Below are 22,946 nucleotides of genomic sequence, written 5' to 3'. Positions count from 1 at the left end.
CTTTAATTATTTGGCCACCGCTGCCATAGAAAGCTTATTAAGCACCACAGCTATTTTATTAAGTACTTCTTCGCAGCCTTTTATATTGTGGCGTTCTTGTAAATAAGTGGGGCTGTTATAGGTAAGCCAAACTTGGCCATTGTTGTCTTGAGATATATGTACTTTTTGCGGTAAATCTATCGCCACACTTTGCTGGCACTGCATTAACGGTGTGCCTACCTTTGGGTTACCAAAAATAATCACTTCACTAGGGGCCAATTCCATATCAACATTTTGAGCGTTTTTTTGATGATCTACCCGTGCAAAAATGGTTATCCCTTTGTTACTGGCTATTTTTTCAAAACGGTTAGCCGTTTCTTGAACAGAATAATTACTTTGAAAACGTACTAAGCTGTCATTCGCACTCGCCACGGCCGTGGCCGAGAGTAAAATAACCCCTAAAAATAGTCGGTTTAACATGGTTTGCTCCTCATAAAAAGGCTGATACCAATTCGCTTAATTAAGTGGTTTATTTTGAGGCTGGAAAAACGTGTTTATAGCTAGGCAAAAAATTCGCTATTTAGTCGTTCTCGGCAATTGCTCCTGTATTGCGCTACCTTCTGCATCCATGCAGTCGTAAATGAGCATTTTTTAACACAAGTAGCGACACGTTTAGCCCCACAAAATGATTAAGTATTAATGCGAATTGCTATTATAAAGCGTATGAAAAATACACACTATCTGAGTTCCTTATTTGGTTCAACACTGCGCAAAGGGAATATGTATAAAACGTGAGCATAAAAGTCTTTAAGTACCTATTTTAGTTGCGATTAATTCGAAAAATAAGGATGAATATGAAATTATTTGCATTGCATATAGTAATGATAGTCGTTATCATTCGCGGCGTTTTATACACCTCTTTTCAGGATCAACATGTTTAACCAAAAATACTTGGCGCTTAGTATTGCTGCGTCTTTTTCTGCTTTTTCTAATGTGGCATTTGCCGAGCAAAATAACGAAATTGAAACAATAGAAGTAACAGGCCGCGCTCAGCAGTTTTACCTAGAAACCGAAAGTAAAATTGGGACTAAAACGGATTTAGATCTTATTAAATTACCGCAATCTGCGCAGGTATTAACCGAGCAGCTTATTATTGACCAAGCCGCGCGCGATATTACCGATTTATACCGCTCAATAGCCGGAGTAAGTGAGTACAGTTATTCAGGCGTTACTTTTCGCGGATTTAGAGACGATGCCAATGTATTTTACGATGGCGTACGCGGCGACCCGTACTCGGGCTTTGGTGTACCCCAATTATTTAATGTAGCGCGTGTAGAAGTATTAAAAGGCCCAGCCTCTGCGTTATATGGTGGTGGTGAGCCAGGCGGTATGATCAACTACGTGACTAAAAAGCCAAGTTATACGCAAAGTAAAGAGCTAAAACTAACGCTTGGTAATTACAACACACATGGTGCCTCACTTGATATGACCGGCGGTTTAACCGACACCATGGCATACAGAGTAGGTGGTTATTACGAAGAGCAAGACAGCTTTCGTAATAATGCAGATTCAAAAAACAGTGAGTTTACCGCTGGTTTATTATTTGATTTAACCGATTCAACCACACTAACCACCACAGTTGATTACATCAAGCAAGACTTAGGCGGTAACCGTTTACGTGGTGTACCGGTAGATGACAATGGCAACTTTTTAGTTGACCCTAGTTACAACGCAAATGAAGCTTTTGACTACCAAGACATGGAAGCGTTAGTGCTGCAAGCCGAGCTAAAGCATTACTTTAATGATGATTTTTCTGTAAGTAGCACACTGCGTTACATGGATAACGAACGCGACCAAGCCTACCATGAGTCGCAAAGCTGGGTAGATGTAAACGGCGATGGTGAAGCCAACATTGATGACGAAACCATTAAACGCGAATACCGAAAGCAATACCGCGCCAACGAAGAAACAAGCTTAACCACCGACTTTGTTTATAGCTTTGAGCAGGGCCAATTAGCACACCAAGTATTATTTGGTGGCGACTACCACATAGTCGATACCGAGTACGATTACTTACGCGCCCGTTATGAAGCGGACGGCGTGGCTAACTTAAACATATTTGACTTAAATTACGGCGAAACCGACCCAAGTACTTATAACCTTACCGACATGAACCGCGATGGTGTTGAAACCGACCGTTTTGGTGTTTACGTACAAGATGTTGTAAGCATTAACGAGCAATGGACCGTGATTGCCGGCCTGCGTTACGACTATTTTAAAGAGCTAAATAAAGAAACCGGTTACAGTTACTCAGATAACGATGTAACACCGCGTGTGGCCGTTACATACCAACCTGTTGAAAACACATCGTTATACATAAACTACTCAGAAAGCTTTAACCCAGCATCATCGGGTGACCAAGAAGATGTAGAAGGCGAGGGGAACTTAACGCCAGAAACCGGTAAACAAACCGAAATTGGTATGAAAAACCAATGGCTAGATGGCAAAATTATGAGCACCTTTGCTATTTACCAAATTAATAAAGAAAACGTAGTAATGAGTAACCCCGACGACACGGGCGCGGGTGACGGCATTGCAGCACTTTTAAATATTGGTGAGGTAGAAAGCCGCGGGTTTGAAACAACGCTGGTGGGCGATTTAACCGAGCATTGGACGTTAACAGCTAACTACGCCTACAACGATACACTAGTTGTTGAAGGTGTAACCGGCGATACTATTTCAAGCACCTACGGTGATGGCTCTCGCTTTGCTAATGCGCCGCGCCACCAAGCTGGTTTATGGTCGCGTTTTGCGCTTGATAGCATCGACTCGTCTATAGCATTTGGCGCAAATTACGTAAGCGAGCAAATAAGCCAAGATGGCCAAAAAGTTAAACCCTTTACTGTATTTGATATGAGCTGGACTACGCGCTTTGACGATGTGTTATTAAGCGTAAATATTAATAATATATTTGATAAAGAATACGCAGTAAGTGGCTTTAGTGAGCGTAACGGTCACTTCCCAGGCAGCCCACGAGAAATAGTAGGCCAAGTAACCTATAAATTTTAAAGCAATTTAAGCGCGAGCTTATCTCGCGCTTATTTTTTATCGCTATTAAAATTAGCGGCTTCTTGCGCTGTGTTAATAGCTGTAATAGGGAAGGGGATCACAATACCTTCTTGGTTATAGCGTTTGTGTAGCGCTTTAATAAAAGCAGATTTAACCCAAAACCGATTAAAGTACTCTTTTGCGCGCAGCATTACGGTAAAATTAATGCTTGAGTTATCAAAGGTGTGATACACCACAAAGGTATTGTAATCATCAACCCCCCATTCATGGTCAATTAGTACTTGGCGCGCAACTTCTAGCGTTACTTGCTCTACAAATTCTAGATCTGAGCTGTAGTGAACGCTTACATCAACAGGTACACTCAGTTCTTTTTCGGGGTAAAAGTATTTAGGGCGTGTTGAACTTTGCGGATTGAAATTTGTTCAATCTAGGGGCGATTAAATCGCGGCGCGAGGTTTGTAACCTAGTGGGCTAAGTAAAAACCGAGCAACAAAGAGTTTATCGCCCCTAGGCAGAACCCGAAGGGCAGCGCATGTTTGGCATTTATGCTGCGTTATCGCCTATTTATGGGGAATAACCACACTTCATAGGCTCTGCCTTGCCTAAAAACCAAACACGCTGCTGCAAATTCAAACATCAAAGATCAACACGCCCTACTAATACGCGATTTAGAAAGCTGACTATTAGGAATAATAATCATATTATTTGGCAGCATTTTAACCCATGTAGAGCGCCAACCAATTTTCTCTACAAAGCCTTGCTCCTTTGACTCAAGCTCAATAAAATCCCCCACCCGTATGGGTTTATCTATAACAAGTTGTACGCCCGAAAAAAAGTTTTCAAGGGTGGGTTGCAGAGCAAGCGCCACCGCTAATGACGTAATACCTAACGAGGCAATTATAGGCGTAATAGAAATACCCAAGGTGCCTAACAGCACTAAAGCCCCGACCGATAAAACGCTTACCCTAATAATGCCTTTAATAATACTTTGCGAATTAAAAATTACCGCCGACTCTTTGCTGTAGTAATTAATGGTGCCCACAAAAAAGCGGTCAAAAAATAAAATAATAGCCACTAAGCCCAAAATAATATTAATGGTCGAAAACGAAATATAGCTCGCAACCGGCTCGCCTTGTATTAACAACCCTTGCTCTATAATGGTGAGTAGCACAATAATTGTGCAAAGGGTGAGCGGTTTAGAGATAGAGGCGATAAGTAAGCTATCGAATATAAATTTAGTATGAGAGGTCCACTTTTTAAGCCAGTACATTATAAAAAAGCGGATACAAAACAAAGCTATAGTTATAGAAACTAAACAAATAGCAATAACTACCCAAGGTTGCTCTGTTAGGTTGTAAAAAGTAGTAGCAGACATTACTTACCTCTCTTTTATAAACTTAAAAGAGTAAGCAGCAAGTTATGTAGCTATATGAGTAGAGGGGCTGTATTTATAAAGTAACTCAGGTTATTAAAAGGTAATATAACTGGCAGCCAGAGCGCGCCAGTTATATTTTTAGTATGGCTTAATTTAGCTTTAGGTTACATAGACTCAAGTGTTTTACCACGGGTTTCTGTAATGTATTTGGCCACAAAAAATATGCTAATAAGTGCCGATAAAGCATAAAAGCCGTACGCTCCGGCAAGGCCAATTTTAGCTAGCATAATAGGGAAGGTCATGGTAATGGCAAAGTTAGCAATCCACTGCGCGCTTGCAGCAACAGCAAGCGCTGCACCGCGAATACGGTTATTAAACATTTCGCCTAATAACACCCACACAACGGGGCCCCAACTTAAACCAAAAAATACCACAAATAAGTTAGCCATTATAAGCGCAAACGTACCCATGTTATCGCTAAGGGCAAGTTTGCCTGCTTCATCAAGGCCTGCGCTACCAAATATATAAGTAAGCGCGCTTAAGCTGATAAACATACCAATACTGCCTATAAGCAACAGTGGTTTACGGCCAATTTTGTCAACAAGGGCAATAGCAATAAAGGTCGATACAATATTAGTCGTACCCGCTAATACATTTATAAATAACGATTGCGACTCGTCAAACCCAGCGGCTTGCCACAGCTCAGAGCCGTAATAAAACACCACGTTTATACCTACAAATTGCTGAAACACACTCAGCGCAACACCCGCCCATACAATCGGGTGTACTTTTTTACTGCCATCAATAAATAAGTCGCGAATACTTGGCTTTTTATCGCTACGTAAGGAGCTTTTAACATCGCTTATTTGCGCAGCAACGTTGTCGTTCGAAATTTTACTAAATACTGTTTTTGCATCGTCTACTTTACCTTGCGCCACTAAATAACGAGGCGACTCAGGAATAAACAACACACCCACTAAAAATAGTATTGCAGGCACAAGCTCAGCCCAAAACATCCAGCGCCAAGCGGCTATATCAAGCATTAAAATATTTTGCGCACTACCTGCTGCATCAGCAATTAAATAGTTACTTAAAAATGCAGCAAATAAACCCAATACAATAGCGAGTTGTTGTAATGTAGCTAAACGACCACGAAGGGCAGGTGGCGCAACCTCTGCAATATAAGCTGGCGCCAATACCGATGCAGCACCAATACCTAAGCCACCAAATAAGCGGTAAAAAATAAACTCGGCCGAGCTTTCGCTAATGCCCGAACCAAACGCACTAATGGCAAAAATAATCGCGGTGATGATCATAATTGCGCGGCGGCCAAACTTATCAGCCAGCGGCCCCGCAGCAAGTGCCCCTAAGGCACAGCCAAGTAATACAGACGCTACGTTAAAGCCCGTAGCTACACTGCTTGAATTAAACGCATTACCGAGTGCCGACACCGTGCCGTTAATAACACCCGAGTCAAAACCAAATAAAAAGCCACCAATAGCAGCCACTGCAGAGATAAAAATTACGTAAAAAAGAGAGCATGTGCCCAATGTGTGCGCCGAGCTATTACTGCTCGGCGAGAGAGGTGATGTCATAATTGTGTGTCCTGGTTTTTATTATTGTGTACTTTACTATATTGAGACGTGTGGTGCTGCGTATTTTAAACGAATTTTATCTGGGCTAACTCTTTCATAATCAATATTAAAATTATTGTTTAATACTTCTAGCAGTCCTTTAATATCGCCCGTTTTGAACATGCCAGCTACTTGTACTTTTTTGAGACGGTCATCCTCTGAAAGCTCGAAATCTATATTTGTATAGCGGCTGATTTCAGCCATGGCTTCAGCAAGTGATTCACCTCTAAATATTAAGCTACCTTTACGCCACGATAATCTAGCGGCTACATCCATAGGATCAACTTTTTCGGCCGCTTTAGCAATTTTGCCTTTGAAGCTTAAATCAAGTTTTTCTCCCTTTGACACCGAAGTTGAACTATTTGATAAATACTGACCTTGTTTATTAGTCCCTTGGGAAAGATTTGGTAACGGTTTGGTACTTTGCTCTGCAACAAGGACTTTGCCATCTGTCACAATCAGTTCTATTTGCTTTTGACCTACTTCTACATTAAATGCAGTACCAACAGCCTGAATAACTTTATCACCAGCGATAACACTTAAAGGGCGCATTTTATCGTGAGCTACGTCTATATGAATTTCGCCACGCAGTAAATTTATTACGCGAGTGTGTTGGGTATACCTCACTTGAACAAAGCTATTTGTGTTTAAGGTGATTTTACTTTTATCAGAAAGCAGTATGTCCTTACTTTCACCTACGTCGGTTTGAAAGTTAAGCTGTTTAGCAACCACAGCTGATTGATTAACCGGGTAAAAAAATGAAAAGTTAAACGCTTCTTGAAAAAAGCTAAGTGCAACAGCTAATAAAATAGATGCAGCTGTTGCACCTAACCACACAGGGAGGCGTTTTTGTTTTACTGGTGTTTGTGGAAACAGATCTGACAAGCGGCTGAGGTCGTCCATTTTGTCCCACAGCTGTGCTACTTCAAGTAACACCTCTACATTTTTATAAGATTGTGACAACCATTGCTTTAACGCTTGTTCTTCGAGCTTAGACAGTCCACGATCAAGTTTAGCCAGCCACTCACTTGCTTTATCAAGGCGCGCATCGTCGCTAGTGTTTCGTTCGTTTATATGATGAACATTACTCATTCCTCCCTCCTGCATTTAGCTGCGAAGAAGTATTTGGTTGCCCATAAACACTTTTTGTAGATTGACGCATAAATTGCGTACAACGTTTCATGCCTGTTGCTATATGTTTTTCCACGGTACTTTCACTAAGGTTTAATTGAGCAGCAATTTCTCGCTGCGAATAACCATACACTTTTTTTAATACAAACACTTTACGGCACTGCACAGGTAAAAGCCGTATGGCTTCACAAAAATTAGAAAATTCACTATCGGTGAGTGCTTTTTCGTACATTTCGTCTTGCTGGTGTTGCGATAAGAGTTGCTCTAACGCTTCCATGTTGTCGATCCCATCGACTAGGCGTATATTGGCTTGCTTTTGGTAATCGAGCGCTAAATTTCGCGCCGTTTTATAAATAAAAGATTTTGGTGAGCTTATGTTTTCAGTGTTTTTAATCTGACAAATTCGCACATAAGTTTCTTGCACTATATCTTCAATTTCATGTGGCGGCACTATACGTGCAACTACATTTGAGAGACTTTTGCGCGAGGCCAAATAGACCTTATAAAAAAGTGTGTCTTTCGTCATTTAGTGTGTGTCTCGTGTGTGTGTTTACGGCAATTATTGTTATTGTTTTGCCAATACAAACTAAGACGAATGGTAAGAAAAAATCCGCCATTAAATTTAAAAAATAAATAAGTTTTTTTATTTTTAAATTTAATGTTCACTAACCGCAAAGGGCATAAAGCTTGTAATGTAAAGGCGAAGTGTACTACAGTTTTTGCCATTATAAATACCTTACTAAGTACTGGCTCTGTACTTTAGAAACTTTAACTTTTTAATTAATAAGTAAAAAATTGCAATGTGGACTGTATTTTTAATTGTTTAAAAATACAGTTAAAAGCGCAAACAATAAAAATAATAAAGGCATAAAAAAAATTAGCATGGCTAGTCAAAAAAATAATTTATTAAAAAAAAATAAAAAAAATTTATGGAGGAAAATAAAAAGTCACTCGTCTTTGTTCTGTGTATGGCCAAAAACTATACACAAGGAATATTTACATTTGCCGCTTTGTTTACCGCTTTATGCGCTGGTTTTTAGCTTACTCACCACCGAGGTAAAAGCGAGCGCTGTAAACGATAAAGCTGTGTTTAATATTCCAAGACAAAGGGCTGATTTATCGCTAATAAATTTTGCCGAGCAAGCCGATATTACTTTGCTTTTTCCGCTGGATAAAATTCAGCAGTTACAAACAAATACTATTGCTGGCGAGTATTCAATAATAAACGCATTACAGATTTTACTCGATGGCACAGGGTTGCAACCGCATGTTAGCGAAGATGGGCAAATATCTATTTTAATAGACCCAAGTTTCGAGAGAACTGACAACATGGCTAACTATAAAAAAAATGGCGTGTCCAGTGCTGTACTAGCTGTACTAAGCACAATGGCAACGCTCCCTGCAGTGGCAGAGACAGCAGCACAAGAACCAGAAATAATTGAAGTACGCGGGATCAGAGGCTCGCTTGGCCGAGCTATGGATGCCAAAAGAGAAGCGGGCGGCGTGGTCGACTCCATTTCAGCAGAAGATATTGGTAAATTCCCTGACACAAATTTAGCTGAGTCTTTACAGCGAATTACGGGGGTTTCAATAGACCGTTCAGGCGGTGAAGGGCAGCTTATTACGGTGCGTGGTTTTGGCCCGCAGTTTAATACTGTGCTTGTAAATGGTCGCCAAATGGCCTCTGAAAATCAAAGCCGTGCGTTTAGCTTTGATACTATTGCATCAGAGCTAGTTAAAAGCTTAGATGTATTTAAAACCTCAACAGCCACTATGCAATCTGGTGGTATTGGCTCAACAGTAAATGTAAATACTGCGCGACCATTTGCGATTAGCGGTTTTAAAGTGGCAGGTAGCGTTAAGGGTATTTACGATGAAAATAGCGAAGAAACCACACCTGAAATTTCTGGATTAATTAGTAATACATTTAATGATGATACATTGGGTGTGTTGTTCGCTGTTTCTCGCCAAGAGCGCGAAACACGCTTAAACCAGGCGCAGGTAGACGGCTGGTTAGAAAACGTGGGCGTCCCAAACCCGCAAACTCAAAGCGGGCAAGCATACACCGGTAATATTTTTTCGCCGCGTAATTACGATCATAAAGTAACAACAGAAACACGTACACGTACCAATGCAAACTTAGTAATACAGTACGCACCTTCAGATGATTTAGTTATCACTGCTGATGCGCTCTACTCTGATTTTGATGTAGAAGCAGACACAACGTCTTATGGGCATTGGTTTACAGCGCCAAACTTAGAAGGCTTTGGCGGCGCTGCAGGGCCAACTGTTGATGAAAATGGCACTGTGGTTGATTTATATCAAGAGGTAGGCCTTGCCACCGATATGCACGCTAAAAAGTTTGATCGTTTAACCTCCTCTAGCGCATTAGGTTTAAACTTTGATTGGCATGTAAACGATAACTTAAATATGAAGTTTGATTTAAGCCACTCAAAAGCTGAGCGTGAGGCTAATAATGGTGGCGGGGATCAGTTATCGTTGATTGGCTATGCTAACCGAGTTCGATTTGAAGTGGATGGGGGGATTTTACCTTATGCGAGTGAGTTTGCCTCTGCTAACCCTAACATTTATAGCGGCCAGCAAGAGCTGGACGGTGTTGCTTATAACCCTGCAGTTACACCTGATGGCGTATCAAACCATTTAGATACAGCCAATAGCCGAGCACATGTAATGCTACGCCGTGGTTGGGCTGTAGAAGATACCGTGGATCAGTTTCGTTGGGATAGCATTTGGCATAACGATGGTACATCAGGCCTAGTCTCGGTCAAATTTGGTGCTATGTATTCAACTGAAACAAAAAATCTCGATCGTTGGGATAACGAAGGTGTTGGTATTCACTGTACTTTTTGTGGTTACCCAGATGACCCAAGTATGGATGGCTTAGCGCAATTTGTATTTGACGCAGGAGATGACTTTTTATCTGATGTGAGCGGCAGCGGTCGTATGCCAACGTCATGGCTTGCACATGATGGAGAGGCAAACTTTGCGTACCTTGAGCAAATAGCTGCAGCGAATGGTCAGCCTATTAGTTTTGATGCAGTTAAGCGTAATAAGTCGTTTGAGATAACTGAAGATACTTTCTCGTTTTATACAGAATTTGATTTTGAAGCTGAACTTGCAGGCATGCCTTTATACGCAACAGCCGGCTTTAGATACGAAAGCACCGATGTAGAAGTAAAAGGCACAGACGAGCCTGTTAGTGCATTAACGATCTTAGATAAAACGGAAATGCTTGCTAACTTTGGCGCCGTAGAAAATATTTCAGCAAGTTCAGATTACGAAGCGATTTTACCTAACTTTAGTGTAAAGCTTGAAATAAGTGATGAGCTAATAGCACGTGCTGCTGTATCACAAACAATTACACGACCAACACTCGATAGTATGTCGCCTGTAACTGTAATCGAAACAACTCGGCAGGGGGGCAATTTAACATCAAGCTCTGGTAACCCTGAACTTGAACCGTTTACCTCTGATAACTTAGATTTATCATTAGAGTGGTATTACGCTGATGCCAGTTATTTATCCGCTGGTTACTTTAGAAAGAATGTTGCTAACTTCATTATCAATACCACTGAAGATTTAACCTTTGAATTGTCTGGTGGCGGATTGTTGACTGACCCTTCAACAGGTAACGATGTAGATAACCCTGATGCAGCCGACTCAACGGCTGTATTTACAAACACCTTACCAAATAATAGCGAATCGGCGATTGTTGATGGCTGGGAAATAGCCTTACAGCATAGTTTTGACAGTGGCTTTGGCTTTATGGTTAATGCAACATTTGTAGACAGTGATGCAGAGCTAGACCCTGCAGATATAACTCAAGTATTTGCATTAACAGGCTTAAGCGACTCTTATAATGTGGTTGGCTTTTATGAGAATGGACCATTTCAAGCGCGTTTAGCCTATAACTGGCGCGATAGCTTCGTACAGTCACTTACACAGCTAAATGGTGATGGTGTGACAATTGTGGAAGATTACGCACAACTTGATGCTAGCGGCAGCTATGACATTACCGAAAATGTATCGGTATTTTTTGAAGGTATTAACTTAACCGAAGAATATGTGCACAAGCGTGGTCGTTTTTCTAATCAATTATTATTGGTTGAAGATAGCGGACGACGTTTTGCGTTAGGTATTCGCGGTAGTTTTTAACTTTAATTAATAAAGTGGCTTTTACATTTAGTAATAGCCACTTTTTAAATATGCCTTTATAGGTAACAAGTATGAACCAGCAAAATAAAAAAATAAAAACAGTGGTTGTCGTTGGTGGTGGTATAGCGGGCTGGCTAACAGCCGGACGATTAGCGGCGCACCATAAAAGTAATACCCCCGATGGCCTTAATGTTGTGCTAGTTGAATCTCCAAATGTACCAATTATAGGTGTTGGTGAAGGCACTTGGCCTACCATGCGTAGTACATTAATAGCACTTGGTATTAGCGAAACCGACTTTATACGTGAGTGCGAAGCAAGCTTTAAACAAGGTGCAAAATTTGCCAAATGGGTGGATGGCAGCAATGATGATTTTTATTATCACCCATTAGTTTTGCCACAGGGCTTTTCAAAAACAGATATGGCAGGGCATTGGTTAAATAATACCGCTGAGTCAACGTCTTTTTCTAATGCAGTATGTTACCAAGAAGCTATTTGTGAGCAAGGGCTTGCTCCTAAAACAATTCGCACCCCAGAATATGCTGCCTTAGCCAATTATGCCTACCACTTAGACTCGGCAAAATTTGCCGTTTTTTTACAAAAACATTGTACGCAGGAGCTTGGCGTTAAACATTTTTTAGCTGATGTAACACAGGTCAATAGTGCTAAAAATGGCGATATTGCAAGTGTTACCACAAAGCAACAAGGTGAAATTAGCGGTGATTTATTTGTCGATTGTACCGGTTTTTCATCATTGTTATTAGGCGAGCATTATAAGGTTCCTTTTATGCCTTGCGATGATGTGCTGTTTATCGATACCGCCTTAGCAGTGCAAGTCCCCTATGAGAATGAAGATGAGAGCATTGCGTCTCACACAATTTCAACAGCGCAAGAAGCAGGCTGGATATGGGATATAGGGTTACAACACCGCCGTGGGGTAGGTTATGTGTATTCGAGTAAATACAGTAGCGAAGCACAAGCACGAGAAAAGCTTAAAGAGTATGTTGGCGATAAAATAGAGTCGTTAACAATTAGAAAAATCCCTATTAAAAGTGGCCATCGCTCACACTTTTGGCAGAACAACTGTGTTGCGGTAGGGCTTTCGGCTGGCTTTTTGGAACCGCTTGAAGCTTCTGCATTGGTATTAGTAGAAATGTCAGCGCAAATGATAAGCGAACAACTCCCCCACACCCGCGATATTATGGATATTACCGCCAAGCGCTTTAATGAGACGTTTAGCTACAGGTGGGAAAAAATAATCGACTTTTTAAAGTTACACTATATTTTATCAACCCGTGACGATAACGCATTTTGGCGTGATAACAGAGACCCAAAAACGATTCCTCAAAGCCTACAAGATCTAATGAAATTATGGCAATACCGCGCCCCTGCTGACCACGACTTTACAAGTAACAATGAGGTGTTTCCAGCGGCGAGTTATCAATATGTTTTATATGGTATGGGCTTTAAAAGTGACTACAGCACAACTTCCTATATGCTTAAAGACACTGATTTTGCTAAAAGTCAGTTTGATAAAAATAAAAGCATGATAAACCAAGCAGTCACTAACTTACCTAGTAACCGAGAATTGTTAAATAAAATTAAGAGTCATGGCTTTAGCACTATTTAGCTTAAAAATTTACACATAAAAACAATAAAGAGACACGCATGGAAAATTTAGTCGCATTAGAGCAAAGTGCTCATCAGCATATAAAAATAGACACACAAAAAGCACAATCACACGCTGAAAACATTAATATGATCCCTGTTGTTATGGCAGAACTTAATCAAATTGCCGTTCAGCAGCCTATAGTTTTTGCAAAAAACTCAGAAACAGGGCAGTTTACACTCAATGCTTTATTAGGCTTTGAGCAACATGAGAACTTGTTTTATCAGCACTCGCAGTGGCAGGGAGTATATTTACCGCTTCAGTTACAGCGTCAGCCATTTTTTGTTGGTGATACTCATGCAAAGCAAACTCAATACCCTGTGTGTATTAATTTAAATAGCCCAGCAGTCATTAATAACCAAGCGCAAAGCCAGAATGATTTAGAACCAATTTATACCCAAAACGCAGAAGAAAGTGGTTATTTTAAAAAAATAAAGCAGTGTTTAGGGCATTTACTACAAGGCGAAATAGACAATAAAAAGTTAATAGATACCTTGTTACAGCATGAGCTACTGCAGCCATTATCGCTTGAGGTAACGTTTCAGAACAGTCAAAAAACAAAGTTAAACGGCTTATACACTATTAATCAAGAAAGACTCGCACAACTTGATAGTGATCAAATTACGCTTTTACATCAACGCGCTTTATTACCCGCTATTTATACTGTTATAACCTCACTTGGCCAAATATACCCATTGATTGAGCGTAAAAATGCGGTGCTTAATTTAGCCGATGATTGATTTTACACTTAACAAAAATATGGTGTTACAGATACACACTGTTGGGGAGGAGCAAACCCCAATCATTGTTATTGATGATTTTGTAAATAATGTAGATGCACTTATTAATTTTGCTGTGTTTTCTCAAAACGCTAGAGAAACATTTTGCGCACAAGAAAGTGATTTTTATCCAGGAGTAAGAAAAGTAGCACCGCTTAGTTATATCGAGCGGTTAAAAGACCTTGCGCCAATTATTAATTCACACTTTGATATGACAGATAAAAGCGAGTTTGATGTAATACTTTCTGCTTTTTCAATTGCATGCACTAAACCTGATGAGCTAAGGCCAATACAAATGCTCCCTCATTTTGATACACCTAATATGAATCAACTTGCTATGGTGCACTTTTTATGTGATGAAACGCATGGTGGCACTTCATTTTATAAGCATAGAGCCCTAGGGTATGAACGCATAACAAAAGAGCGACTTATGCCATATAGGCAAACTATTAAGCAGCAAGCCATGGCGCAAAAGCTTCACAAAAACCCACATTATATAAATGGCAGTACAGCTTTGTTTGAGCAAGTTTACAGTGTAGAGGCAAAGTTAAATCGGGTTGTTATATACCCAAGCAACTTATTGCACTCTGGTAATATAAATGCGGCTAACGATTATGCACGCGATCCAATTAATGGGCGTTTAACTATTAGTAGCTTTGCTGTTTTACGTTAGCTTTTTATTAACTGCTAAAACTTTCAAAGTATTCTTTTAAGTTAAAAGTTGAATATGTCCCCTGAAAGCTGGTTAAAACTAATTAACCAATTAGCACGCGTAATTTATAGCGCAGTTTAGCTTATTCAATTAAAGTGGCTAATTAGTTTATTGAGTATTAATTCTTTTTTGAGGCTAGATGGATGCTAGAGTTTGTTGCTACTGAAGACTTAAAGACTGCCGCACAGTTTACGTTTAACAATATGAAGCCCTATTACGAAATGTATACGGTAGATTGGGATGTAGAAGACGTTTATCAAGCTACCAAAAACCTTAAAAATTTTGATATTTTGTGTAAGGAACAACACATAGGTGTCGTGCGCTTATCATTTGAAGAAGGGCGTTGCCAACTTCGCGATATTCAGATTGCAGCTACTTATCAAAACAAAGGTTATGGTGCTCACGTTATTGCTAAAGTAGTTGATATGGCTCGTCAACAAGGTGTCAAATTCATAGATCTCAAAGTATTTCAGCTAAGCCCAGCATTTAAGTTATATAGCCGTATTGGATTTGCAGTCGATAGAAAAGATGATCGTTTTTACTACATGAGCTTGCGAGTCTAATAGCAACAGTATTAAGAGGCGTAACGTACTCGGTTTCACTACTCTTTAGCTAACTTTAGTCAAGTCCGACTGTATTGCCTTATGCAGGCATTAGTTTTTAGGAGAGTGAGGTGTTCTTAATTGCTGTGTGGTCTGCTCAAAAATTTAAAAGTACATTTAGGCCTGCAGGTTTTAGCTCATTCCTATTTGGTGGTTTTATGGTTTACATAATTACGATTAGTTACCGTTAATAAGTGGCTAAGCTTGCCAAGGGTAACTAAGAATGAGCGTTAACATATTACCCAGTTCCTGCCTCACACCTCAAAGTTATTAAAGTATTCTTTTTGCAATTCTATAGTCAGTGCTTTAGGGCGAATACCTTGTACTAGGCTGTATACTTCTTCTTTTGTGTAACCTGCCGAATTTAAAATAAGCGCAGCGACCAACCCTGTGCGGCCAGTGCCGCCTTTGCAATGTATGGCAATGGTTTGTTTTTGCTGTATAGCTTGTAGTATGTCTGCTTTGTGGGTGTTCCAGCTTGATATAAAAGGCTGTTTGGGTGCTTCGTCGTCATTTATAGGTAAATGAAACCAGGTTATAGCGTGCTTTTTGCACTCACTATTAATTGTTTGTACGTTGTTTTTTTCAAGCTCCTTTTGCGGCATAAGCGATAACAGCATGTGAGTGCCAGCGGCTTTTAATGTAGCGATTGAATCCGCTAGGTTTTGCGTTTTTGTACCAGGGCAAGGCGTAAAAATAATATTTGCGCCGTTATTGAGTGATAAAACATCGTATGGGTGCGCGCTCATGGTAAGTCCTTTATTTTTAATAAATTTACTTTTATACGCTCACTATAGCGTGTTTTAGTTACAAGTTTAAGATTGAATAAAAAGCACAAATGCTAGATACTGTTTTTATATACAGTTGTGGCGATGTTATGAAAAAAGAATTACCAGCAAAATACTATTTAGCGCATTTTAGAGAGCTTATTGAGTTTGTAACAAGTAAATGTATGCATTTACTTGAGCCTAAACATAGTGAATTTATTAGTAAAATTAACCAACTAGATGAGCAAAGCCAATGCATGTTGGCGCGTGTGTATTCGCGCAAACCTTATTTAGTGCAGGCGCAATCGCTTAATTATGAAGAAATAACTTCGCCGCATCAGGCTATTTATACGCTAAAAACAGCGGGTATTTTATATGAGCCAAACGCACAGCATTACAAGCAGCTTATAGCGCATTTAACTAAGCCCATGCTGGTGGAGTTACTCAGTAATTACAGTGAGCAAATAAGCTTTAAAAAAAGCGCAGCTAAAGGGGAGTTGGTCACTATTACGTGCCAATTTTTTAGTGAGCGCGCAGATGAGCTTGCCCCTTTATATAGCCAATATGTGATAAATAACCGTGAAGATTATTACGAATATTTTGAGTTTTTATTTGCAGGGCGCTTAAGTAGTGGCGATGTAAACCATCAAAACCGCTTTGTTATGCGCGATTTAGGGTTAACTGCTACCCGCGAAGGGCACAGCGAGAGCTTATCGCGCTTTAATACACTCGCTGAGGCGCAATCTAATTACGTTTTAAATCGTTACCGTTTAGCGTTTAAAAACATCGGCAAAATAGCCGGTAATACAAAAGATGAAACCTTGGATGACAAAACCCCTTACACCGAGCTTGCGCATATAGTATTGGCGCAACCGGCGCATGGCGCACAAGCGCACGACATTAAAAATAAACTGCTGGTTAGGCTGTATAAACAACTTAAAAATACCGATAGCGAACTTGCCTTTAGCCTACTTGAAGGCTGCACCGATTACGCTGAAGCCCAAGAAATTCAAATAAGAGAGCAATACCGCCTAGGTAATAAAGCGTGGGTTAAAGCGCAGCTAGAGCAAATTATAGAAAACCCGCTCACCGACGATTTACTGTATTTTGCTGATGACTTTTTAATGCGTAAGTTTAATAAACAAACGCGTTCGCGCTTAAGTACCATGCTGGCCGACACCCAGTGTGTGCTTGAAATTGACGAAATTTACCGAGGCGATGTAGAACAAGGCGTAAATGAGCATTACAGTGCAAAAGGGTTAACGGTATTTAATACTGAAAACACCTTATGGCAAAGCTTGTTTGGCTTAGTATTTTGGCACGAGTTATTTATTGAGTCGCCTTACCCGCCGTGTAATGAATTTGATATTTACCCGCAAGTTTTGCAGCTTGATAATTTTTATGAAGCACAAAGCACGCAAATTGACGCACGTTTAAAAAGCTGCGGTACTAATCAGGCGCTGCTTAATTTGGTATGTAAGCATGCCGCACAGTATTTTGAGCAGCCCAATGGTTTATTTAGATGGCGCAGCAATTTATTAGAGCCACTAGAGGCACTTATTTTAAACAGCCCGCTTGAAGCGTTAATTGCGCACTTAACGGCAATGAGTAAACACTATTTACAGCTAAAAGACGGCTACCCCGACTTAATGGTTATTAATAATGGCCAAGTACATTTTGAAGAGGTAAAAGCCCCAGGCGATAAGCTTAGGCGCAACCAACTTACCACTATTGATAATTTAAAAAATGTAGGCTTTACAGTACATATTGCTGCAGTTAAGTGGTTTGTAGACCCTAACCGTATTTACAGCGTGGTTGATATAGAAACCACGGGCGGCTTAAAAGGCGGTAACCGCATTACCGAAATTGGCATTGTTAAAGTGCAGCACGGTAAAGTAATTGATACCTGGACGACACTTATTAATCCGCAGCGCCATATCCCAAGTTTTATTACTAAATTGACCGGCATAAGCGATGGCATGGTTTACAACGCGCCTGTATTTGCCGATATAGCACAGCCACTACTAGATAAACTCGCAGGCAGTATTTTTGTAGCCCATAACGTAAACTTTGATTACGGTTTTATAAAAAAAGAATGCGAGGTTGCAGGGCACTTTTTTAAAATGCCAAAAATGTGCACCGTGGTCGAATCGCGCAGAGCGTTTAAAGGCTTAAAGTCGTATTCGCTTGGTAACCTCAGCGCGCATTTTAATTTAAACTTAACCAGCCATCACCGCGCATTGGCCGACGCTACCGCCACTGCCGAGCTGTTATTGCTGATCCAAAACAGTGAAACGCTTACGCAGTAAACGAGTAATTTATATTTAAGAGTATGAAACTTAAATAATTAAGTAACGTTATTATAATTTTTTAATTATTTTTGGAATAAAGTGTTTTTGTAAATCGTCTTCTTTATGTCAATCCGACAAACTAGAGGACAAAACAATGACTAAATTAAATAAAATTGTAAGCGTAATGATGTTAAGCGGTGTGTGTACTTTTACAGGTGCAGTGCACGCCGCTGATATTGAACTATCTCAGTCAACGTCGGCGCAGCAACAAACATCTACATCTATTGCGCTTTCACAAAATGGTTTAACAGCCAGTGGTAGCAACGAGTCAAACGTATCTAACGATACACAAGTAACGGCTGATGATTCGCAAAACACAGATTCAACGGCGAATAATACGCAAACTCCAGCGCAAGAAAGCAGTGAGGCCGCAGAGCCTGCAAATACATTAGTTGCATCTGCAAGCGGATCTTTAAATAATGCATTAAATGCATCGGCCTCGTCTTTAAATGCCACAGGCATTACCACAGCCAATACAGCGCTCGATGCAACAACACAGTTAACTTCATCGGCGGGTAATTTAACAACCGCTGTGAGCCAGTCGTCATTACTTTCTGTTGCCTCTGAACAAGGCGCTCAGCCAGATACTACCGATACACCAGCCGATGCCTCTTTACTTTCAAATGTAAGTAGCGATACCGATTCAGTTACACAAGCTGATGCAACTAATGCAACTAATGCCGGTGAGCTTACAAACCAATTAGCAATTACTAATACGGCTGCAAACTCAGTGAGCTCTGCACTGCAAGCGGGTGATGCAATTAATACCAGTAATGAAGTAGTAAGCAATGTTCAGCAATCTTTAACTGCCAGTGTGCAAGACAGTACGGTTAGTAGTTTACAAAGCACAGTACAGCAAAGTGTTAGCGGGCAGGTGAGTGCAGCGGTTACTGATCAAATTAGTAACGATGTAGCACTTAGCACCGCAAGTGAAGTAGTAACCAACATTACTAACGATTTAGACCTAGGCCTTTAATACGCCAAGTGCTTGCACAAATGCCGAATGGGGAAACCTATTCGGCCTGTTGGAGAAAAATATGAAAGCAGTTATAACCGCCACATTGTGTGTTTTTAGTGCTCAAGCGGTGCTTGCACAAACTAACCTCATTAAAACAGCTGAGCAAAATAAGCCCTTTAAAAGTAGCTTTGAAGTAAATGCAGATGCAGAAGTTGGGGTATTAAGTAACTCGGCGCTCTCTGTTCAAGAGCTTGACGATATTTCCTCGCAAAGCGACAGCGGCATAAAAACCGCAGCCGGTGTTAATGCAAAATGGCAAGTAACCAAAAGCGCTAAATTAACCTCAAGCTATAAGTTTGAACAACAAGACTACGATGAATTTGATCAATACGATTTAGACCTACATCAGTATGGTTTAGATGGCAGTTATAGCTTTAATAGCCATGAGGTAGGGGTTCGTTATGATGGCGCAAAAGCAAATGTAGATGGCGAAACATTTTTACATTTTAATCAAGCCAGCGCCTACTATGGCCATTTTTTAAACCCGCATACGTATTTGCGTATGAGCATAAAAACCAAAGCTAAACGTTTTGCTACTGCAAAAGCACGTAATGCCGACGGCGTAGGCGGCGATGTAGCACTTTATCATTTTATAAATAATGGGCAAACCATGCTAATGGCATCGCTAAGTGCCGATAAAGAAAACGCCGACGACAACCAATACGACTTTAACGGCTACGGTTTTACTACTAAAGTTACGCACAAATTTACGGCCTTTAATGTGGCTAACAAAGTGGGAGCTGGCTGGCGTTATCAAAATAAAGATTACGATGAGCAAACAACGGATGATTTTTTTGAGCAAATACCGTCGCGAGATGAGCACCGAAATGTAGTTAATGCGTTTTATAACCTAGCTGTGTTTGAGCACGTAACACTCATAGCCGAGGCTGAATATGGCGATTATCAATCAAAGCTTAGTAGCAATACCTATACGCAATCGGTTTTATCGGCGTCAGTTAAAGTGCACTTTTAGGTGGGTAAATGGCACCATAACCAAAGGTGGTGTCTTTGCCTTGCTCGCCTAAGTCGACGGCAAGCGATGTAAGCTCGTTAAGAGCTTTGGTTTTATTATTACCATGCTTTAACAATAAACAACTTAATGCCGCGCTTACATGCGGCGCCGCCATTGACGTACCCGACTCCCTTCCAAACTTTCCATTGCCTTGGCTTGTAACAACATTTACACCAAGGGCTGCAAAGTCTATGTAATCGCCTTTATTTGACCATCTATAAATTTGGTTTTGTGAATCAATAGCACTTACCGCTATCACGCTTTTATACGCACCTGGGTATAACGGCTGCGACGCCGGCCCTTGGTTACCTGCAGCAGCTACAATTAACACGTTTTGTTTTATTGCTGCAGTAATACTTGCTTCTAAAACTGCGTTATTTGGCCCTGTTAGGCTCATATTTATTACGGGTATTTTATTACTGACTAGCCAGTTAAGTGCTTCTACTATGGCAAATAATGTAGCCCCTTGAGCATATTCAGATTGCCTATAAAACACCTCGGCACTGTAAAGCATGGCACTGCCTAAAAGCGGGTTAAGTTTTGCGCCTTTACCTGTAATTAGCCCTGCAATGGCGGTGCCGTGTAAATTTGGCGAGCTTAACCCTTGTGGTAAAAAGCTTTGCGTAGTGATATTTGCACCTTCAAAAGCACTTTGTTTGGTATTAATGGCGCTGTCGATCATGCCAATTTTTACGCTTTGTGTGCAGTAGGGGGCAATAGAGTTATTTGGTGTTACTTTTTCGGTAGGCTCGCCAATTTGCGCCTGGTATATGTGGTTTCGGTCAAGTATTGCAGACTCATCTAAGTTAAGTGCTTTTAATAACTCACTTTTAGAATTAACACCTTGGGGCACGTTAAAGCGCACTAAGCTCATGTTAAGTGCGTTGTAATTTTTTACCGATACAATGGTTACATTTTGCTGCTTTAGGGTATTAAGTTGTTGGCTATTTGCCATTAATAACCATTGGCGCTCTATTGCTCTAAAGCCGTTTTCTAGCTCTACTTCAACAAATGCGGTGTTTTGGCTATTTATATTAATGTTAAGCACATTGGGTAAGCTGCTAATTGGCTCACTAATTTGCGCTTTTAGTTCATCAATCGAAACTTGTGGTACAGGCACCGGAAGCGGCAGGCGTTGTGCTCGCTCTATTGTTTGCTCAATACGCTGCTCTATTGGGTTTAACTGCCCAAGCACTTGATCGACTCTCACTATATTGGCAGAACTCGTTGCGCTAAATATGCAAAGCGAAGCGGCTATTATGTGTTTAACGCGTGTGTTTTTAATATTCATAGTGGGTTACTTCTATAAAATTTATCATGCTTGTAATTAACGTTTAACACATAGAAATATTTCATTATTCAAATTATTTTGATTATTTGGGAATAAATGTTTTTTTGAATCGTCTTCTTTATAAAAGGGGTAAAAATCAATGAACGAAACATTAAAAACCTTATTGCCCATGCTTAGGCGTTTTGCCTATTCGCTAACGGGTAGTAAAGCAGATGCAGACGATGTAGTGCAAATAACAATTGAAAAACTATTAGTAAAAGGCATTCCGGATGACGTTGAGCCTGCTAAATGGGCGTTTAAAATTTGCCGCAATGTGTGGATAGACGAATACCGCTCACGCAAGGTAAGGCAAAATACGGCTCAGGCCGATATATTACCAGAGCCAATTACAAGTAATGAGCACCAAACGCTCGAAAACAAACAAATGCTTAAAAATGTAAATACCGCACTTGGCCAATTACCCGAAGAGCAACGCGCCATTGTATCGCTGGTGGCAGTGCAGGGCATGGCCTATAAAGAAGTAGCACATACACTCGATATACCTATAGGCAGTGTAATGAGTAAATTATCGCGAGCACGCAGTACACTTTATAATTTAATAAAACCCGACTTTAAAAAGGAGCAAGTATGAACATTAACGACGAAACACTTAGCGCCTTTTTAGACTCAGAGCTAAGCGAGCACGAAATGGAGCAAGTGCGCAAAGCCCTTGAAACCGATGATGAACTAGTAATGCGACTTGCAGAGCTAAGCGAAGTAGACATGCGAGTAAAAGAGCACGCAACAAGTATTGATGACGCCCCCCTTAGTGACTCATTAGCTAAAACGGTTGCAAAGCTTGATACAGCAACGACAAAAAATACGTTAAATAGCAATGTAGTAACGTTAACGCCTTGGCAAAGGGTTAAGCAGTCGGCTAATAAAAGCTTAGCAATAGCTGCAAGCGTTGCCGTGGTATTTGGTATTGCAATGACTAGTTATTTACAACCCAATGAGTCGCAAAATTTAGTAGCCAGTAACATAGCAGCAGCACTTAATACACAGCTAAGTAGTGGTGAGTATAAGCAAAGTGATGGCTCAGTATTTAGCGCGCAGCTTAGTTTTAAAAATCAGCAAGGTGAGCTTTGTAGGCAGTATGCGCTAAGCTCAAACAATACCACGCAAACAAGCATTGCTTGTAAAACGCAAAGCGGTTGGCAAATTAAAGCGCAAACAGCCGTGCAGCAAAGTGATAATGGCGCGCAATATCAAACGGCGTCTAATAACAGTGAGTTAGATGCTGTTATAGATAGCATGATCAGCGGCGCACCACTAGATAGAGCGCAAGAGCAGCAAGCAATTAGTGCAAAGTGGCAGTTAAACCAATAATAGTTTTTATAAAAC

Annotated in this window: 18 protein-coding genes and 1 pseudogene; 11 read left to right on the top strand and 8 right to left on the bottom strand. The window is 40.5% G+C overall.

Annotated elements, in window-relative coordinates; all coding sequences use genetic code 11:
* Nucleotides 1-6: 6 nt before the first annotated feature.
* Nucleotides 7-459: a DUF302 domain-containing protein gene (locus MTF64_RS07300; RefSeq protein ID WP_029772176.1), complete on the bottom strand. Its 453-nt coding sequence runs from the start codon at nt 457-459 to the stop codon at nt 7-9.
* Nucleotides 460-912: 453 nt separating this feature from the next.
* On the opposite strand from MTF64_RS07300, the gene MTF64_RS07295 reads away from it, so the two are divergent.
* Nucleotides 913-3,048, top strand: a complete 2,136-nt coding sequence (locus tag MTF64_RS07295) for a TonB-dependent siderophore receptor (RefSeq protein ID WP_248451027.1) — start codon at nt 913-915, stop codon at nt 3,046-3,048.
* Nucleotides 3,049-3,077: 29 nt separating this feature from the next.
* On the opposite strand, the pseudogene MTF64_RS07290 reads toward MTF64_RS07295, so the two are convergent.
* From MTF64_RS07290 to MTF64_RS07270, 5 genes and pseudogenes are all read right to left on the bottom strand, one after another.
* A pseudogene (locus tag MTF64_RS07290) lies at nt 3,078-3,434 on the bottom strand (mechanosensitive ion channel family protein); the annotation flags it as partial.
* A 257-nt stretch (nt 3,435-3,691) separates the two neighbouring features.
* Nucleotides 3,692-4,423, bottom strand: a complete 732-nt coding sequence (locus MTF64_RS07285; RefSeq protein ID WP_096739899.1) for a mechanosensitive ion channel domain-containing protein — start codon at nt 4,421-4,423, stop codon at nt 3,692-3,694.
* 164 nt (nt 4,424-4,587) lie between these two features.
* Nucleotides 4,588-6,018, bottom strand: coding sequence for a sugar porter family MFS transporter (locus MTF64_RS07280; protein ID WP_248451026.1), 1,431 nt, complete (start codon nt 6,016-6,018; stop codon nt 4,588-4,590).
* Nucleotides 6,019-6,054: 36 nt separating this feature from the next.
* The gene (locus tag MTF64_RS07275; protein ID WP_248451025.1) at nt 6,055-7,149 is read right to left on the bottom strand and encodes a FecR domain-containing protein; all 1,095 of its coding nucleotides are present in this window, start codon (nt 7,147-7,149) and stop codon (nt 6,055-6,057) included.
* A complete protein-coding gene (locus tag MTF64_RS07270) occupies nt 7,142-7,714 on the bottom strand; it encodes an RNA polymerase sigma factor (RefSeq protein WP_248451024.1) in 573 nt (190 codons plus the stop codon). The genes MTF64_RS07275 and MTF64_RS07270 overlap by 8 nt, the downstream gene beginning before the upstream one ends.
* A gap of 356 nt (nt 7,715-8,070) precedes the next feature.
* On the opposite strand from MTF64_RS07270, the gene MTF64_RS07265 reads away from it, so the two are divergent.
* From MTF64_RS07265 to MTF64_RS07245, 5 genes are all read left to right on the top strand, one after another.
* A complete protein-coding gene (locus MTF64_RS07265; protein WP_248451023.1) occupies nt 8,071-11,364 on the top strand; it encodes a TonB-dependent receptor in 3,294 nt (1,097 codons plus the stop codon).
* A gap of 71 nt (nt 11,365-11,435) precedes the next feature.
* Nucleotides 11,436-12,992 carry a tryptophan halogenase family protein gene (locus MTF64_RS07260; protein WP_004585936.1) on the top strand — a complete coding sequence of 519 codons (1,557 nt, stop codon included), beginning with the start codon at nt 11,436-11,438 and terminating at the stop codon, nt 12,990-12,992.
* A 38-nt stretch (nt 12,993-13,030) separates the two neighbouring features.
* Nucleotides 13,031-13,771, top strand: coding sequence for a SapC family protein (locus tag MTF64_RS07255; protein ID WP_004585937.1), 741 nt, complete (start codon nt 13,031-13,033; stop codon nt 13,769-13,771).
* Nucleotides 13,764-14,483: a DUF6445 family protein gene (locus tag MTF64_RS07250; protein WP_248451022.1), complete on the top strand. Its 720-nt coding sequence runs from the start codon at nt 13,764-13,766 to the stop codon at nt 14,481-14,483. The genes MTF64_RS07255 and MTF64_RS07250 overlap by 8 nt, the downstream gene beginning before the upstream one ends.
* Before the next feature lie 182 nt (nt 14,484-14,665).
* Nucleotides 14,666-15,085: a GNAT family N-acetyltransferase gene (locus MTF64_RS07245; protein WP_248451021.1), complete on the top strand. Its 420-nt coding sequence runs from the start codon at nt 14,666-14,668 to the stop codon at nt 15,083-15,085.
* A gap of 293 nt (nt 15,086-15,378) precedes the next feature.
* Here MTF64_RS07245 and MTF64_RS07240 read toward each other — a convergent pair whose 3' ends face one another.
* A complete protein-coding gene (locus MTF64_RS07240) occupies nt 15,379-15,873 on the bottom strand; it encodes a dual specificity protein phosphatase family protein (RefSeq protein WP_248451020.1) in 495 nt (164 codons plus the stop codon).
* A gap of 89 nt (nt 15,874-15,962) precedes the next feature.
* Here MTF64_RS07240 and MTF64_RS07235 point away from each other — a divergent pair, with 89 nt between their 5' ends.
* From MTF64_RS07235 to MTF64_RS07225, 3 genes are all read left to right on the top strand, one after another.
* Nucleotides 15,963-18,200, top strand: coding sequence for an exonuclease domain-containing protein (locus MTF64_RS07235; RefSeq protein ID WP_248451019.1), 2,238 nt, complete (start codon nt 15,963-15,965; stop codon nt 18,198-18,200).
* Between the two features lie 136 nt (nt 18,201-18,336).
* On the top strand, nt 18,337-19,218 hold the full coding sequence (locus MTF64_RS07230) for a hypothetical protein (RefSeq protein ID WP_248451018.1): 882 nt from the start codon (nt 18,337-18,339) through the stop codon (nt 19,216-19,218).
* A gap of 61 nt (nt 19,219-19,279) precedes the next feature.
* Nucleotides 19,280-20,233, top strand: coding sequence for a hypothetical protein (locus MTF64_RS07225; RefSeq protein WP_248451017.1), 954 nt, complete (start codon nt 19,280-19,282; stop codon nt 20,231-20,233).
* Here MTF64_RS07225 and MTF64_RS07220 read toward each other — a convergent pair.
* The gene (locus tag MTF64_RS07220) at nt 20,217-21,563 is read right to left on the bottom strand and encodes a S8 family serine peptidase (protein WP_248451016.1); all 1,347 of its coding nucleotides are present in this window, start codon (nt 21,561-21,563) and stop codon (nt 20,217-20,219) included. The two genes, MTF64_RS07225 and MTF64_RS07220, sit on opposite strands and share 17 nt — an antisense overlap.
* A 139-nt stretch (nt 21,564-21,702) precedes the next feature.
* On the opposite strand from MTF64_RS07220, the gene MTF64_RS07215 reads away from it, so the two are divergent.
* Together MTF64_RS07215 and MTF64_RS07210 are read left to right on the top strand one after the other, a co-directional pair.
* Nucleotides 21,703-22,194, top strand: a complete 492-nt coding sequence (locus MTF64_RS07215; protein WP_006793586.1) for an RNA polymerase sigma factor — start codon at nt 21,703-21,705, stop codon at nt 22,192-22,194.
* Nucleotides 22,191-22,931: a hypothetical protein gene (locus MTF64_RS07210; protein WP_248451015.1), complete on the top strand. Its 741-nt coding sequence runs from the start codon at nt 22,191-22,193 to the stop codon at nt 22,929-22,931. The genes MTF64_RS07215 and MTF64_RS07210 overlap by 4 nt, the downstream gene beginning before the upstream one ends.
* Nucleotides 22,932-22,946: the final 15 nt, after the last annotated feature.

It is taken from the genome of Pseudoalteromonas sp. 2CM41L, assembly GCF_023161905.1.
Taxonomy (GTDB): domain Bacteria; phylum Pseudomonadota; class Gammaproteobacteria; order Enterobacterales; family Alteromonadaceae; genus Pseudoalteromonas; species Pseudoalteromonas atlantica.
The sequence above is the reverse complement of the archived record's forward strand: the minus strand, read 5'-3'. Positions and strand labels throughout refer to the sequence as shown.

Excerpts from the sequence above, each read along its gene's own strand:
- MTF64_RS07215 (WP_006793586.1), top strand. The coding sequence starts at position 21,703 with ATGAACGAAACATTAAAAACCTTATTGCCCATGCTTAGGCGTTTTGCC.
- MTF64_RS07240 (WP_248451020.1), bottom strand. The coding sequence starts at position 15,873 with ATGAGCGCGCACCCATACGATGTTTTATCACTCAATAACGGCGCAAAT.
- MTF64_RS07280 (WP_248451026.1), bottom strand. The coding sequence starts at position 6,018 with ATGACATCACCTCTCTCGCCGAGCAGTAATAGCTCGGCGCACACATTG.
- MTF64_RS07265 (WP_248451023.1), top strand. The coding sequence starts at position 8,071 with ATGGCTAGTCAAAAAAATAATTTATTAAAAAAAAATAAAAAAAATTTA.
- MTF64_RS07235 (WP_248451019.1), top strand. The coding sequence starts at position 15,963 with ATGCTAGATACTGTTTTTATATACAGTTGTGGCGATGTTATGAAAAAA.
- MTF64_RS07295 (WP_248451027.1), top strand. The coding sequence starts at position 913 with ATGTTTAACCAAAAATACTTGGCGCTTAGTATTGCTGCGTCTTTTTCT.
- MTF64_RS07285 (WP_096739899.1), bottom strand. The coding sequence starts at position 4,423 with ATGTCTGCTACTACTTTTTACAACCTAACAGAGCAACCTTGGGTAGTT.
- MTF64_RS07255 (WP_004585937.1), top strand. The coding sequence starts at position 13,031 with ATGGAAAATTTAGTCGCATTAGAGCAAAGTGCTCATCAGCATATAAAA.
- MTF64_RS07270 (WP_248451024.1), bottom strand. The coding sequence starts at position 7,714 with ATGACGAAAGACACACTTTTTTATAAGGTCTATTTGGCCTCGCGCAAA.
- MTF64_RS07245 (WP_248451021.1), top strand. The coding sequence starts at position 14,666 with ATGCTAGAGTTTGTTGCTACTGAAGACTTAAAGACTGCCGCACAGTTT.
- MTF64_RS07225 (WP_248451017.1), top strand. The coding sequence starts at position 19,280 with ATGAAAGCAGTTATAACCGCCACATTGTGTGTTTTTAGTGCTCAAGCG.
- MTF64_RS07250 (WP_248451022.1), top strand. The coding sequence starts at position 13,764 with ATGATTGATTTTACACTTAACAAAAATATGGTGTTACAGATACACACT.
- MTF64_RS07210 (WP_248451015.1), top strand. The coding sequence starts at position 22,191 with ATGAACATTAACGACGAAACACTTAGCGCCTTTTTAGACTCAGAGCTA.
- MTF64_RS07260 (WP_004585936.1), top strand. The coding sequence starts at position 11,436 with ATGAACCAGCAAAATAAAAAAATAAAAACAGTGGTTGTCGTTGGTGGT.
- MTF64_RS07230 (WP_248451018.1), top strand. The coding sequence starts at position 18,337 with ATGACTAAATTAAATAAAATTGTAAGCGTAATGATGTTAAGCGGTGTG.
- MTF64_RS07275 (WP_248451025.1), bottom strand. The coding sequence starts at position 7,149 with ATGAGTAATGTTCATCATATAAACGAACGAAACACTAGCGACGATGCG.
- MTF64_RS07220 (WP_248451016.1), bottom strand. The coding sequence starts at position 21,563 with ATGAATATTAAAAACACACGCGTTAAACACATAATAGCCGCTTCGCTT.
- MTF64_RS07300 (WP_029772176.1), bottom strand. The coding sequence starts at position 459 with ATGTTAAACCGACTATTTTTAGGGGTTATTTTACTCTCGGCCACGGCC.